11 protein-coding genes and 1 tRNA gene are annotated in these 13,829 nt (G+C 50.7%); 9 read left to right on the forward strand and 3 right to left on the reverse strand.

The annotated features are described in order from the left end of the window. The first annotated feature begins 2 nt into the window (after positions 1-2). The 6 genes from QFX30_RS02450 to QFX30_RS02475 all read left to right on the forward strand — a co-directional run bounded on the left by QFX30_RS02450 (position 3) and on the right by QFX30_RS02475 (position 5,075). Positions 3-1,358 carry an AIR synthase-related protein gene (locus QFX30_RS02450; protein ID WP_300487745.1) on the forward strand — a complete coding sequence of 452 codons (1,356 nt, stop codon included), beginning with the start codon at positions 3-5 and terminating at the stop codon, positions 1,356-1,358. An 11-nt stretch (positions 1,359-1,369) separates the two neighbouring features. Then, positions 1,370-1,747 carry a hypothetical protein gene (locus QFX30_RS02455; protein WP_300487748.1) on the forward strand — a complete coding sequence of 126 codons (378 nt, stop codon included), beginning with the start codon at positions 1,370-1,372 and terminating at the stop codon, positions 1,745-1,747. A gap of 58 nt (positions 1,748-1,805) precedes the next feature. Then, positions 1,806-1,877, forward strand: a tRNA-Arg gene (locus tag QFX30_RS02460). A 136-nt stretch (positions 1,878-2,013) separates the two neighbouring features. Continuing rightward, positions 2,014-3,363 (forward strand): coenzyme F390 synthetase, encoded by a 1,350-nt coding sequence (gene ftsA, locus QFX30_RS02465; protein ID WP_300487750.1) that lies wholly within the window; start codon positions 2,014-2,016, stop codon positions 3,361-3,363. A 40-nt stretch (positions 3,364-3,403) separates the two neighbouring features. Then, the gene (gene truD / locus QFX30_RS02470; RefSeq protein ID WP_300487752.1) at positions 3,404-4,651 is read left to right on the forward strand and encodes a tRNA pseudouridine(13) synthase TruD; all 1,248 of its coding nucleotides are present in this window, start codon (positions 3,404-3,406) and stop codon (positions 4,649-4,651) included. 19 nt (positions 4,652-4,670) lie between these two features. Beyond that, positions 4,671-5,075 (forward strand): DUF126 domain-containing protein, encoded by a 405-nt coding sequence (locus QFX30_RS02475; RefSeq protein ID WP_300488233.1) that lies wholly within the window; start codon positions 4,671-4,673, stop codon positions 5,073-5,075. 72 nt (positions 5,076-5,147) lie between these two features. On the opposite strand, the gene QFX30_RS02480 is transcribed toward QFX30_RS02475, so the two are convergent. Beyond that, positions 5,148-5,507 (reverse strand): DUF5518 domain-containing protein, encoded by a 360-nt coding sequence (locus tag QFX30_RS02480; RefSeq protein ID WP_300487755.1) that lies wholly within the window; start codon positions 5,505-5,507, stop codon positions 5,148-5,150. 333 nt (positions 5,508-5,840) lie between these two features. Between QFX30_RS02480 and QFX30_RS02485 the strand changes: the two genes are divergently transcribed. Further along, positions 5,841-6,140: a hypothetical protein gene (locus QFX30_RS02485; protein ID WP_300487758.1), complete on the forward strand. Its 300-nt coding sequence runs from the start codon at positions 5,841-5,843 to the stop codon at positions 6,138-6,140. A gap of 213 nt (positions 6,141-6,353) precedes the next feature. Here the strand turns inward: QFX30_RS02485 and QFX30_RS09055 are convergent, their stop codons facing one another. After that, entirely contained in the window at positions 6,354-6,689 is a 336-nt protein-coding gene (locus QFX30_RS09055) for a hypothetical protein (RefSeq protein ID WP_367186123.1), read from the reverse strand. Between the two features lie 77 nt (positions 6,690-6,766). Here QFX30_RS09055 and QFX30_RS02500 point away from each other — a divergent pair, with 77 nt between their 5' ends. Continuing rightward, complete coding sequence (locus QFX30_RS02500; RefSeq protein WP_300487761.1) at positions 6,767-7,975, forward strand: amidohydrolase family protein; 1,209 nt, start codon at positions 6,767-6,769, stop codon at positions 7,973-7,975. A gap of 87 nt (positions 7,976-8,062) precedes the next feature. Further along, a complete protein-coding gene (locus tag QFX30_RS02505) occupies positions 8,063-10,435 on the forward strand; it encodes a heavy metal translocating P-type ATPase (protein ID WP_300487764.1) in 2,373 nt (790 codons plus the stop codon). Here QFX30_RS02505 and polC read toward each other — a convergent pair. After that, a complete protein-coding gene (gene polC, locus QFX30_RS02510) occupies positions 10,432-13,710 on the reverse strand; it encodes a DNA polymerase II large subunit (RefSeq protein WP_300488236.1) in 3,279 nt (1,092 codons plus the stop codon). The genes QFX30_RS02505 and polC overlap by 4 nt on opposite strands. Between the last annotated feature and the right edge of the window lie 119 nt (positions 13,711-13,829).

Raw genomic sequence — 13,829 nt, forward strand, 5'->3', positions numbered from 1 at the left:
TAATGGACATAGAGGGATTTGTAAGGCGCAACATAGACCAGATGGACGAGGAATCCCTGCGAAGCATCCTGGCAGATAGGATACGGGAATTCAAGAATATCGACACCGAGAGGTCCCTGAGGATGGCAGATGCCGTGATATATGAGGTTAAAAATACACTTGGGACGGATGGTCTGGACGATGGATTGAGGGAGATAATATCATATCCCCTCGCCGGTGTTGGAATGGGCGAGATGGGGGTGGGATCCCGTGGAGAGGGGGACTTCTTTGTCCACAGAAAAATCGCCGATATAGTATCAAGCACAGAAACCGGGGCATTCATAAATCCCGAGGCCCAGGATGATGGTGGGGTTGTAAGGACTGACACCGCTAAGGGAGAGGTCTACATAACAACCGCAGTTGACGGAATCCACTCCAGGCTCAGCGAGTACCCCTTCCTGGGGGGCTTCCATGTTACAAGGGCCGCCCTCAGGGATGTCTGCGTCATGGGATCCAGGCCAGTTGCACTCATAAGCGACCTGCACCTTGCAGATGATGGGGATGTTGGCAAACTCTTTGACTTCACAGCAGGTGTCGCGGCGGTCTCGGAACTAGTTAATGTACCCGTGGTTGCAGGAAGCACATTGAGGGTCGGTGGCGACATGGTCCTCGGTGACAGGCTCGTGAGCGCGGTGGGCGCCATTGGGGTTTCAGGGACACCACCAACGGCCAGGAAGAGGGCCGAGCCAGGCGATATTATACTCCTCACAGAGGGCTCAGGAGGGGGCACCATCACCACAGCGGCCATCTACCATGGACTCTTTGATGTTGTATGGGAGACCCTTGATGTGAACTTCATAAGGGCATCTGGGGCCATAATGGAGGCAGGGCTCCTTGAGGTGATCCATGCAATGACCGACGTCACAAATGGCGGGCTCAGGGGCGATGCCCATGAGATATCATCAACCACAGGGGTGGGCCTTGAATTCGATGCCGAGGCTGTGAGGTCAATGGTAAACCCAAGGGTACTTGAAATGCTTGAAGAACTTGAAATTGATCCCCTGGGGGTTTCAATTGACTCCCTCATGATAATAGCACCTGAGGATGCCTCCAATGATATCATAAGGGCAGTTGAAGGTGCAGGTGTCCCCATAGCAGAGGTCGGAAGGGTCACCGATTCAGGTGTTCCCCTTCTAATAAGGGATGGTGAGATGGAGGAGCTCAGACCCCTCTTCCGTGAGGCCGCCTACACACAGATAAAGAAGATGGTTGGCGATGAAACACCCCAGGACTTTGAGGAGATGAAGAGGAAGGTTGAGGAGGCCGCAAGGAGGGCCATAGAGAAGAAGGATATGATTGTTAAACTCATAGGGAAGTGAATGGTGTCCATATGGATGATGGGGGCTACATATCAACCCTGGACGCGGTCCTTGGACTTGCAGTGGTCTTCATACTTACGGCATCATTTATTAACACCGGCACAGCTCCTGTGGATGACACCCTGGAAGCTTCAGATGTCCTTGATGCAATGGCATCCTATCCCGCAGATAAACCGCTACTCGAGGAACTTGCAGAGTCCCCGAATTCTACACTGGCATCAGGATTCCTCAACGGAACCCTTGAGGGGATGAACTACAATCTGACCATGGATAATGGTTCAGGGGAGGTTACAGTTGCCTCCCGCGGTTCAATGGGGGATGCAGAAAACATAGATACCTCTGTGGCCTGCTGGGGCACTGTGATCTTCAGGCTTTATGTGTGGAGATGAATGCTGGTATGGAAAAATATTAATAGTTGATTTTCCAATCTTTTATTGATCTCATTTTGCCCTGATAGTGTAGCGGATATCACGTAGGACTGCGGATCCTATTACCCGGGTTCAAGTCCCGGTCAGGGCATCTATTTTAAGTTTTTTTTCAAATGAATTCTGATGACTCCTTTCACCTCCGCATGACTTTTTCATGGTTCATCATCATGCACCCCATTAAAACTTTATTCCATGCACTCCAATCTATAACTTGAGGTGTGGTTGTCATGGGGAACTACTTCAACCCTGAAATAGAGACCATGGAACGGGAGGACCTGGATGCCCTCGTGGAGGAGAGGATAAGGTATACAGTGAACTATGCCTACGAAAACTCCCCATTCTACAGTAAATGGTTCAGGAAAAACAGTATCAAACCCTCAGATATAAGGAGCCATGAGGACCTCAGGGAACTCCCGATAATAACCGGTGAAACCGTTAGGGAGAACCAGCCCCCTGAAAAGGATGACTTCGAATTCAGATGCGCCCCCTGGGAGGACATATACACAATACATGAGACCAGCGGTACAAGCGGAAGACCGAAGTCCTTCTTCCTCACATGGGGGGACTGGCAGAGATACGCAGAGAAGTACGCAAGGTCATTCGTATCCCAGGGATTTGAGAGGGGTGACAGGGTTGTGGTCTGCGCCTCCTATGGCATGAATGTGGGTGCAAATACCATGACCCTGGCAGCACAGAAGATAGGGATGACCATAATCCCCGAGGGCAAATGCACCTTTCCAGTGAGGATAATAGAGAGCTACCGTCCCACAGGTATAGTTGCAAGCATATTCAAACTCCTGAGACTTGCGAGACGCATGAAGGAGCATGGGCTTGATCCCAGAGAGTCAAGTATAAGGAGACTGGTTGTGGGTGGTGAAAGCTTCGCACCTGAATCAAGGGAGTATGTGGAGGAAATATGGGGTGTGGAAGTCTACAACACCTATGGGAGCACCGAGGGGACAATGTGTGGAGAATGCCACATCAAGGAGGGCCTGCATGTCCCTGAGGACCTGGTGCACCTGGACGTCTATGATCCAACCATGAGGGACTTTGTTGATGATGGGGAGTGCGGCAGAATAGTCCTCACAACACTCCTGCCCGTGGGTGAGAAAACAGGGACCCTCCTCCTCAACTATGACACCGAGGACACCACGGTTGTAATCTCAAGGGAGAAGTGCAAATGTGGAAGGACCCACATGAGGATAATGAACCCTGAAAGGGAGGCTGAGACCTTCTGGGTGGCAGGGCACCCCTTCAACAGGGTAGATGTTGAGGCCGCAGTGTTCCAGAGGGAGAACATGGATTATCTAACAGGTGAATACGAGGCCTTCCTCTATGGTGACGAGGATGAGGGGCCAATAACAATGAGGGTCTCACTGGAGTGTGAGGACCCTGAAAACTGTGCCGTGGACATAATAAAGGAGAACTTTATAAAGGCATTCTTCAAATATAAGAGGGAACTCTACGAAGCATATGCAGAGGGTCTTTTTGAGATACTTTTCAACTTCACAGGTCCAGGGGAGCTTGAATTCTACAAGGTCAAGGGAAGACCAAAACGCATCGTTGATAGAAGATAACTGGATAGAACTCAATTAGCCTCCAGCTTGGGGTACAACCATGCTTAACGCAGAAACCTACGTCACATCAACAGAGGGAATTGGCGGAAGGATCCGTGTACATAACAGGGATTTCCAGGTTGAGGAATTACCCCTCACAGAGCCAAGCGGAAGCGGACCCAACACGTGGATATGGATGGAGAAGGAGGACAGAACAACCCTGGATGTCCTCCTGGACATTGCAAGGGAACTGCACCTTGACCGGAGGAGAATGGGATTCGCAGGGATGAAGGACAGGAACGCAGTCACAAGGCAGTGGATATGCATCAGCAACACAGACCCCGAGGATGTTAAGAGAATAGAGGATCGAATAAAGAATGTCAGGTTCCTGAAGGTCACATCCAATGAAAAAAAGCTCAGAATGGGTCAGCTAAGAGGTAACAGATTCAGGATTCTCATAAGGGATCCTGAAGCTGATGACCCTCTCGAGAAGACAAGGGAGACCCTGGATGAGCTCCAGGAGAAGGGTGTTCCAAATTACTACGGATGGCAACGATTCGGAAGCCCCAGGGCGATCACACACCTCGTTGGGAAGGCACTGGTGCATGGTGATGTGAAGGGCGCAGTTGACATCTACATTGGAAACCCAATTGAGGGGGAATCCGAGCTTGTATCCCTGGCTAGACGGGCATATGATAAGGGGGACCTTGAGGGTGCCTATGAACTCATGCCGGCCTCTCTAAGGTATGAGAGGATGATGCTCAGAGTCCTCATCAAGGATCTTAGAAAGGGAGAACTCTCTGAAAAATCCTATATAAATGCAGTGCATGCACTCCCCAAGCCCCTCAAGAGGATGTTCGTCCATGCCTACCAGTCCTACCTCTTTAACCGTGCGGTTAGTGAAAGGGCGGCCCTTGGCATAAACAGGTATCTGGAAGGGGACATCATAGTAGACAATGATCAGCACATAATCCATGATCCGGATCCAGGGGAAGTGGAGGAGATGATCCTCAACTTTGAGGCACACCCCACAGCACCACTATACGGTAGCAAGGTGCCACTGGCAGATGGAAAAGCCGGTGAGATCGAGAGAAGAATACTGGAGGAGGAGGGGGTTTCACCCACAGACTTTAACTCCATAAAGGTTCCTAAACTTGGGAGCCACGGCATGCGGAGGTCCATAAGGTTCATGATATGGGATGTTTCAGCCAGCAGTAGCCCTGAGGGGATCACAGTTGAGTTTTCAATACCGAAGGGATGCTATGCAACCTCTGTTTTAAGGGAAATAATGAAAAAGGACGTTGTCTGAACTGTTAGATCTTATGGAGATGATTAATTTGGAGATCAGCTGCAGAATCATTTCAAGGGGAAAGGGGAAGGGTCCTGTGATAATTTCAGATAAGCCCCTGAGTTTCCTTGGCGGTGTTGACCCAGGGACAGGTATCGTTATTGACCCCAGGCATCCACTCCATGGGAGGAGCATGAGAGGGAAAGTCCTTGTGATACCGGGTGGTAAGGGTTCAACGGTTGGATCCTATGTTATATTCCAGATGTCAAAGAATGAAACGGCGCCAGCAGCCATAATATGTTCAAATGCAGAGCCAATAATTGCAACTGGAGCCATAATGGCAGGCATACCAATGGTTGACAGGCCAGAGGTTGATCTTTATGAGATACTAGAGGATTCAGTGGAGGTTGAGGTGGACGCAGTGGAGGGAAAAATCAGGGTTTAGGTTTTTCCACATTGACATTATTGAGAAGCTGTAAATTGCGTGATGGAAAAAATCAGAATCCTTGTGTTTCACCTAGAAGGATTTTGATTCAAGGGCGGATCTCAGGACACTACCTGAAGCTCCCCCAAGTATTCCGAGACTCACATCCCCTGCAAGGGCGTAGAGGAGTATTGAGAGGATAGCCGCATTCATTGACCCAGTTTTAAGGTAAACAATCAGGATATTTATCAATCCTACAGTAGCTCCCATCATAGCCCCATTGAGGGCACCCCCAGGATATTCAGTATCTGCAATGTAGCCACATACCAATGCCGCCACGATTATTGATAGGATACCTGTAAATGATGGAATCACAAATCTGAATACGGGTCCAAGGACTGCTGTGAGTACTATGCCTGCAGCAACTGCTTTCCAGCTGAATCTCAATTCCATTACTAATCACCCAGAGATAATAAATTTACGGCTATATATAATCTTTGGCATGAAAGGAGATGTATCTCTGTTATTCAGGACTTAGGAGATTCAAATGGGCAGAAAATACTTCTCAATTTTCCTTGCGGTGTGGATGGCAGTATTTCTAATTGCAGGGGCGGTGCCCTACCTCAGATTTAAACTCATGCCGGCCTTATCATATTCCTCTTTATTTCAGGATTCGCTAAAAGATCCCCTAAAAAAGAAGCACTTTATATTGCTGCGATACTCTACCCTCCAGCTGAGCTTGCACTGAAATTTTCAGTGACCCTTATCGACTCTGTAGCAGTTAATATGGCTGAACACTTCATTGCAGGGGTTCTGGCTGCTCTTGCAGCATCCGTGGTTCTTGAGAGAGCACTTGAGAAGCTGGATGGGTGGGATGAACTTGCATTCATGGTATCAGCAGCGGCTCTCTTCTGTCTCTTATATGAGATCACTGGCTATGCGGTCTACTATGAGCCATCCGCCATCCTCTACTCTGATACCATGAGGGATCTTTCCATGAACATTGCAGGGGCGGTAATGACAGCATCTATCACCACATGGTATGATAGCAGATCAGGGGACCGATGGCGGCACAGGCGGCTCTGAACTGTTGTTTTACAGGTGGAGCACCACCCCCTCCAGTGTCACCGGTGTCAGTATTATTTCGAACCTCAGCGGTATCCTGTGCAGAGTTCAGGGTGCTTCTCTGGAAGTATGACCTGTAAACAAGCGTCAGGATAGCAACCACTATTATGGCCCCAAATAGAAGTATATATTCTGATGATGACTGTCCTGCTTTATCCTTAATCAATTTAACACCTATATCGTTGGGTTAGGTTCAACAGGAGGAACCACTGGAGGTTTTATGGGTTTGACCGGTGGTTCTATGGGTTTTGGTTCGGGAACAGGTTTCGGGGATGTTGAATTATTTGCACTGGCATTTTTAGCGGCATCTGAGCCATTAATATTTTTTCTGACATCCTGAATATCCTGTGCAGAGTTCAGAGTGCTTCTCTGGAAGTATGACCTGTAAATCAGTATCGCCACAATTGAAATGACAATCACACCCCCCAAGAGGAGGATGTACTCGGCTGCACCCTGCCCTTCTTCATCAACAACTAATGAGGCAAGACCCGTAACATCACCCCCTGTCATATCCTGTCATATATTAATAAGCTCCAATCAAAATATATAATTTTTCCGAGGTTCATATTATTCTAACAGGTGTTTCAATGAGGTTCGCGGTAAAGGGGGAACTTGTAGACCTTGAATCAGGGGATCATGAGAGAAGATACATTCTGATCGACAACGGAAAAATAGCGTCTGTTGAGAGGCACATAAAAGGCGTTGATTTGGTTGATGCCTCAGACAGATTCATTCTACCAGGCTTCATAGACCTCCATGTGCATATCATGGAGGATGGATTCAGGGTGGAGAGCAAACTTGAGGATCCCCTCTCACTATACTTCTACAGGGCACTTGAGAACATGAGGAGAACACTCCATGCGGGTGTTACAACGGTAAGGGATGCAGGGCTGGCTGACCTGGGTGTTAGAATGGCCTCTGAAGCCCACCTGATCCAGTCACCCCGAATGCAGATAAGCGTTACACCCCTATCAGTGACCGGAGGACACTTTGACTTTCACACCCCCTCAGGACTGAACATTGAGCGAACATACCCTGGCCTTCCCTCAGGTATCTGCGATGGAGTTCCTGAGGTGAGGAGGAAGACCCGGGAGGTCCTCAGGGCAGGGGCAGATGTTGTTAAGGTCATGGCAACTGGCGGTGTTATGAGCAGCACCGACTCCCCATCTGACACACAGTTCACGGTTAAAGAACTTGCCGCAGTGGTGGAGGAGGCATCATTCAGAGGGAAAAGGGTGATGGTACATGCACATGGACTTCAGGGGATAAGGAATTCCCTGAGGGCAGGGGTGCATTCTGTTGAACATGGTACATACATCGATGGAAGAACAGCAGCTGAGATGGCTGAAAGGGGTGTCTACCTTGTACCAACATTCCTTGTGACCCGCCTTAACTGCAGAAGGGCAATACGCGGTGAACTCCCGGAATACAGCAGAAAGGACGCCATTGAAGTCGCCAGAGTCCACAGGGACAACATGGAAACAGCCCATGAAAAGGGGGTTAGGATGGTCATGGGAACCGATTCAGGGGTTATTGAACACGGTAGGAATCTCATGGAACTCTCTTATCTGACAGAAATCGGAATGGAGCCACTGGAAGCATTGAGGGCTGGAAATGTGCATGCAGCAGAGTGTATGGGTTGGGAAGACCGTATAGGGACTTTGGATAGGGGTAAGATCGCGGATATTGTTATAACCGGTGTCGATCCGGTTGAGGAGATTGAAAAACTTTCAGACCCGGGGAATATTCAGTGGGTTATACGGGATGGTGTAATCTACAGGTCCCCGGACGACTGATATCTTCTTAATGTGGGGGAGGTGCTTGACCACCCTGCGGTGTCACCCACCGGCGACTGATATCTGCTTACTTTGAAGGTGTCCTGGATGAAGAGGATAACGATACGTATAGGTGGAATGGGGTGCGCAGCATGCGCCCTCAAGATAGAGGACTCACTTAAAAAGCTTGAGGGAGTATCCGATGCCGTGGTTAACCTTGTGGAGGGCACGGTCTCTGTTGAATATGACCCTGAAACTGTGGGGCTCCCCTCAATGGAGGCCGCCATAGAGGAGGCAGGCTACAGTGTAATCAATGAACACCTGACTGTTCTAGTAGGGGGTATGAGCTGTGCAATGTGCGCACAGAGGATAGAATCAGCCCTGAAGGAACTTGAGGGTGTGAGTGATGCAGCGGTCAACCTTGCAGCTGAAAAGGCATACATATCCTACAACCCATCCCTTGCATCAGCAGAGGATTTCAAAAGGACCATTGAGGACCTCGGCTATAAATTCATGGGAACAGAGGGTGATGAGGAGATTCAGGAGGACCAGGGCCCAAAGCTGAGAAGAATAGCTGTGGGTTTTGGTGTTTCACTGCCACTCATGGCCATGATGTACCTTGGTATACAGCCACCGGTAAATGCGGGCCTCTTCATGCTCCTGATCTCTGTGATACCATTTGCATATGTATCAGAACCGATATTCAGGGGTGCAATGCGGTCCCTGAGATCAGGAACACTTGACATGGATGTTATGTACTCCATGGGTATAGGGGTGGCTTTCCTTTCAAGTTTACTTGGCACTGTGGGGGTTCTTCCATCGAGTTTCATGTTCTATGAGACAGCCCTGATGCTGGCATCCTTCCTGACACTTGGAAGGTACCTTGAGGCAAGGGCCAAGGGAAAGACATCACAGGCGATAAGGAGGCTCATGGAACTCCAGCCCGACACCGCCACCATCCTCAGGGAAGGGAAGGAGGTTGAGATCAGGGCTGATGACCTGGCTGAGGGTGACGAGGTTGTTTTGAGGCCTGGTGACAGGATACCCGCGGATGGCAGGGTTCTGGATGGAGAATCCTATGTTGATGAATCCATGATCACGGGGGAACCGCTCCCCGTCCTTAAAACCAGGGGATCTGAGGTTATCGCAGGGACCATAAACACCGATGGGGTTCTTAGGTTCAGGGTTGAGCGAACAGGAGATGATACTTTCCTTTCCAGGATCATAGGGCTGGTTGATGAAGCCCAGGCATCAAAGCCACCGGTTCAGAGGATCGCCGACAGGGCGGTGTCCTATTTCATTCCAGCTGTTCTTACAGTTGCACTGGCAGCATTTCTATTCTGGTACCTTGTTGAGGGGGCCGGTCTTCTAATATCGGTCACAGTACTGATCTCGGTACTAGTCGTGGCCTGCCCCTGCGCCCTTGGACTTGCAACACCAACTGCGGTGACTGTTGGTATAGGAAGGGGGGCTGAACTTGGAATACTCATAAAGAAGGGCGAGGCACTTGAGGTTGCAGATAGGATATCCTGCGTACTCTTTGATAAGACAGGCACACTTACAGAGGGGAAACCCGAGGTCACAGACATCGTTGGGGAGGTGCTGGAGTATGCAGCTGCCCTTGAGGTCAGATCAAGGCACCCCATAGCAGTTGCTGTCACAGAGAGGGTCATGATGGAGGGCCTGGAGATACCAGAGGTTGAAGATTTCAGGGCCATCCCGGGAAGGGGTCTTGAAGGTAAAATCAACTCCCAGCATGTGATTGCAGGTAACAGGGCCCTCATGGATGAATTCGGCGTGGAGATTCCAGGGGATGCCGATGAATTAGAATCAGAGGGAAAGACTGTGGTCATGGTTGCAGTTGACGGCGAGTTTAAGGGAGTTATAGCGGTCTCTGACAGGATAAAACCTGGCGCAGCAGCCGCTGTAGGGGAACTTGAGAGGATGGGAATCAGAACGGCAATGATCACTGGGGATAACAGGAGGACGGCTGAGAAGGTGGCAGGGGAAGTGGGAATCAGCACCGTCATCGCGGAGGTCCTGCCGGAGGATAAGGCATCAAGGGTCTCTGAGCTCAGATCACGTGGTTTGGGAGTTGCCTTTGTGGGTGATGGTATAAATGATGCACCCGCCCTCTCAGAGGCAGATCTCGGGATTGCACTGGGAGGGGGAACTGATATAGCAAAGGAGGCCGGTGAGGTGGTCCTTGTTGGTGATGACCCCCTTGATACCGCAGCCGCCCTTCAGCTTGCAGGTAAAGTCATATCAAGGATAAAGCAGAACCTCTTCTGGGCCTTCGCCTACAACGTGATACTCATCCCTGTGGCTGCCGGCGCCCTTTACCCGTTTGGGGTGGTGTTCAGGCCAGAGTACGCTGGCCTTGCAATGGCCCTAAGTTCAGTCACCGTGGTTTCACTTTCACTTTCACTCAGGGGATACACCCCACCTGCAAGAAGGTTGAGGGAGATTAAAAAAAATTAGAGGAATACGTCTAGGGAACTCTGCCTTGACCTGTCACTCTCAAAGAGGGAGTTCACACCGTACTCCAGTATTTCTATCCTCTGCATGAGGTAGGGGTCTATGGGGTACCTCGATGCGAGGTTCTTTGATATTTCAAGGTACTTTATAACCGAACCCTTTGAAACGGTGAGGACGAGGTTACCACCGCAACGGCACTCCCCGCTGAGGGGTATGCGGCGGTACTTGCGGTTACACTTGGTGCACCTCACCTTCTGCCTGGAGAATGCCCTGATGTTACCCATTATATCGGGGAGGAAGTGGGACATGAGGACCCCCTCAACCACAGCCCTCTGGTCCACGGCCCTTATCTTCTCTGCGAGGCTTATCTGGGATTCCACCTTCTCCTTCATGGTGGGGAGTAACTTGTAGAGGCACACCTTGGGACCTGCATGTATGCTGGAGGTGTTATGGGAGAACATGAGTCCACTGTACTGTTCAGGCTTTCCGAGGCGCTTTTCAACGTTATCTATAACATCAAGCACATCTGTTGGTTTAGCATGCTCAAAGCTTTTCTCATAGACCTCAAGGGGTATCATCTCCATTGTATCTATGTTGTGGGACTCATCGTCGATCTCCTCAGGGTCTATCCTTGTTGAGAGAACAAGGGGGGCATCCATGCTACCCCCCCGGGTGCTCGGGAGGTAGGACTTTGAGAAGTTGAGGAGGGCATCCAGGAGGAGCATGACCGAGTCCTCGTCGCTGTCACAGTTCCTCCTCTTGGCTGAATGGAAGTAGGGGTGGGCGTAGCATGCAGAGGCCTCTGTGAATCCTATGATCCTTCCAAGAACAGCCGCGGATGTATGGGGGGCGAGCCCAGCTATGAGGTGCCCCACAAGGTCATCCCTTGTTTTAACGTTGTAGAATCTTTCAAGGCCATAGAACCTTTCAAGGAGGTCATCGACGAAACCCGCGACCCTTACAAGGTAATCGGCGCAGTTCTCTGATATGACCACGTCCTGGACCTTGAGTTCAAGTATCTGGTCCTCCCTCTCAAGTTCCTCCCCCTTGTAGTCATGGGTGTATCCGAGCTCACGCAACTTGCTGACAGGTACACCAACCTCCCTGGGGGTGAAGTGTGTGAGGGGAAGATCAGTGGAGTCATGGCGGATTGTCGCATCCTTGAATGTGTATACGTCGTTCTTGGCCCTCAGTATACCCTTCTCAAGGGGTTCAGGGAATTTATCAGCGGATATCATCCCCTCAACCCCCTTTATCTCATCCATCTTACGGACGGATACATTTTCACCGGCCCTTTTAAGGAGGGATGCAAGGTTGATCTTCCTCTTCCCGGGTTCACCTATCACCGTCCTTGAACCACAGCTGGGACATATGGACTGCATTGAACTGACCCTGCATGATGGACAGGTGGCCCTCCCCACCTCAACCACAATGGAACCCCTTTTTGCTGCATCAGGTATGTTACGCCGGCTTCCACCGTACTTTCCTATTGGGAAGAGTACATGGGGTGCGGGCCTCATCTTGCGTTCCTTGGTCTTCTCTGGCCGACCAACACGTGTACCTATGTAGGTGGGGGCCTTCTTCATTATCCTGACACCCGAGACCCTGTTAAGGGCCTCCAGGGTGTCATCTGAATCTTCAAGGGACCCCCTGAGGGTGTTGAGGAGTGCGAAGGCATCATCGTATCCAATGATAACCCCTGATTCCTCCTGCCTGTGGGGCACACCAAGGATCTCCAGTATTCGCTTCTCAGGTTTAAGGTCCAGAACCAGTTCATCCTCTAATCTGCCAGTGTTTAACCATTCCCTGAGTCTGTTGAGTTCCTCAACAGTCACGTCATGGTAGAAGTAGGTGTAGCGTGGATGGAGGGGCACACCGTACTCCTCTGAAATCCTGAAGGCCTCCTCAGCCCCCACCCGGAGGTCATTCCAGCTGTGTCTGTGGCGGGCGAGGTTCAGGGGGTCGCTCTCAGGGTACTCCTCTGATGAGAGCAGGGTCTGGATCCACCACTCCTCACACCAGCCTGCGGGCATGAGGACGTGGTTGTTCCTGAGGAACTCCCCGAAGGCAACCAGCATATCCCCGAGGAAGAGTATCTCCTCAACCTCGGGTCGCACCCGCCTGGCGGTCTCAACATCCTCAATCCTGATGACGTCACCGTTTCTGAGTTTAACTATGGGGCCCTCTATTGTGTCCACAGGGACAACGCAGTTTCCCTTACCTGGCCTTTCGATTTTCATCTGTGTCCCCACCGCCAGGAACTCCAGCAGCTCCATGGTGGCGGGGTGAACCCCCATGGCTGCAAGCCCCGTGTTCCGTGATCTCCCATACCTTAACCTGAATGCCCCCTTCCGTGAGGGGTAAGCCAGAACGGGCCTGCCGCCGATTATATCCTCCACGTATTTGCTGTCGGCATTCACAACAACCTTATCTTCACCTTCATCCTTCTTGGGGGCCTTTGAGAATTTCTCAAGCCAGTCCCAGCCCTCAAGTTTTAATTGTCTGGCATATTTGAGGACCTTTGGGGCCTTCTGTATGACCCCCTCAACCATGGCGAGGAGGGCCCCTCCCCGTATGTTGTTTGTCTCAACCCTCTCAAGGTCCCTGTGGGATACCTCCACCTTGTCTGTTGGTTCCCCCGTAACCTCCACAGGGATGTTGCTGGCTGCAAGGCGCACCTCGTCGGGTTTGGGGCTGTACTGGAGGTTTGTAACCTCTGATTCGTAGAGTTCAACCTCCTCCACGTATCTCTCTATCTCCCTATCGATGGGTTTGTACCTGTCAAGGTTTATGGCGAGGCGTATGTAATCGGCTATGAGGACTGAAAGGGCTGCTGCGGTACCCCCGGCACTCCTTATGGGTCCTGCAAAGTAGACTGCGAGGTACCTTGAACGGTCGAAGTTCTCTTTTATCCTGACCTTCGCTATACCCTCAAGGGGGGCTGCCACCACACCCTCTGTCAGTATTGCAAGGGCGGTTCTGAGGGCCTGATCTGCAAGCCTCTCCCTTTCAGCAGGCTCATCATCAGGGACTGGCTGGGATGCTATCTCTGCAGCTATCTGGAACGCAACCTCTTCACGACCCCTGTCCCTTTCAAGTTCTTTTATCCTCTCAGCTATACCTTCAGGGCCCACGAGCCCCTCAACACGTTCAGCAAGGTCCTTGGCCAGGGGTATCTCAGGTTTGGTTCTCACATCAAGGCCCTTGGCCCTGGCTTTTCCTGCAATTTCATATAGGCGTTCGGTCTCCCTTTCAAGCTCATTGAAGTAATCAATCATGGTCAATCACGCATCCACAGGGGTGCAGTTCCTCCTTATCATCAGGCGGTAAACTTAAACTTATATTATATGGTACTGTCAGAGATATAATAGATATCTATCGGTACTCATGGTGATTT

Source organism: Methanothermobacter sp. (assembly GCF_030055435.1).
Taxonomy (GTDB): Archaea; Methanobacteriota; Methanobacteria; order Methanobacteriales; family Methanothermobacteraceae; genus Methanothermobacter.

Excerpts from the sequence above, each read along its gene's own strand:
- QFX30_RS02450 (WP_300487745.1), top strand. The coding sequence starts at position 3 with ATGGACATAGAGGGATTTGTAAGGCGCAACATAGACCAGATGGACGAG.
- QFX30_RS02455 (WP_300487748.1), top strand. The coding sequence starts at position 1,370 with ATGGATGATGGGGGCTACATATCAACCCTGGACGCGGTCCTTGGACTT.
- ftsA (WP_300487750.1), top strand. The coding sequence starts at position 2,014 with ATGGGGAACTACTTCAACCCTGAAATAGAGACCATGGAACGGGAGGAC.
- truD (WP_300487752.1), top strand. The coding sequence starts at position 3,404 with ATGCTTAACGCAGAAACCTACGTCACATCAACAGAGGGAATTGGCGGA.
- QFX30_RS02475 (WP_300488233.1), top strand. The coding sequence starts at position 4,671 with ATGATTAATTTGGAGATCAGCTGCAGAATCATTTCAAGGGGAAAGGGG.
- QFX30_RS02480 (WP_300487755.1), bottom strand. The coding sequence starts at position 5,507 with ATGGAATTGAGATTCAGCTGGAAAGCAGTTGCTGCAGGCATAGTACTC.
- QFX30_RS02485 (WP_300487758.1), top strand. The coding sequence starts at position 5,841 with ATGGCTGAACACTTCATTGCAGGGGTTCTGGCTGCTCTTGCAGCATCC.
- QFX30_RS09055 (WP_367186123.1), bottom strand. The coding sequence starts at position 6,689 with ATGACAGGGGGTGATGTTACGGGTCTTGCCTCATTAGTTGTTGATGAA.
- QFX30_RS02500 (WP_300487761.1), top strand. The coding sequence starts at position 6,767 with ATGAGGTTCGCGGTAAAGGGGGAACTTGTAGACCTTGAATCAGGGGAT.
- QFX30_RS02505 (WP_300487764.1), top strand. The coding sequence starts at position 8,063 with ATGAAGAGGATAACGATACGTATAGGTGGAATGGGGTGCGCAGCATGC.
- polC (WP_300488236.1), bottom strand. The coding sequence starts at position 13,710 with ATGATTGATTACTTCAATGAGCTTGAAAGGGAGACCGAACGCCTATAT.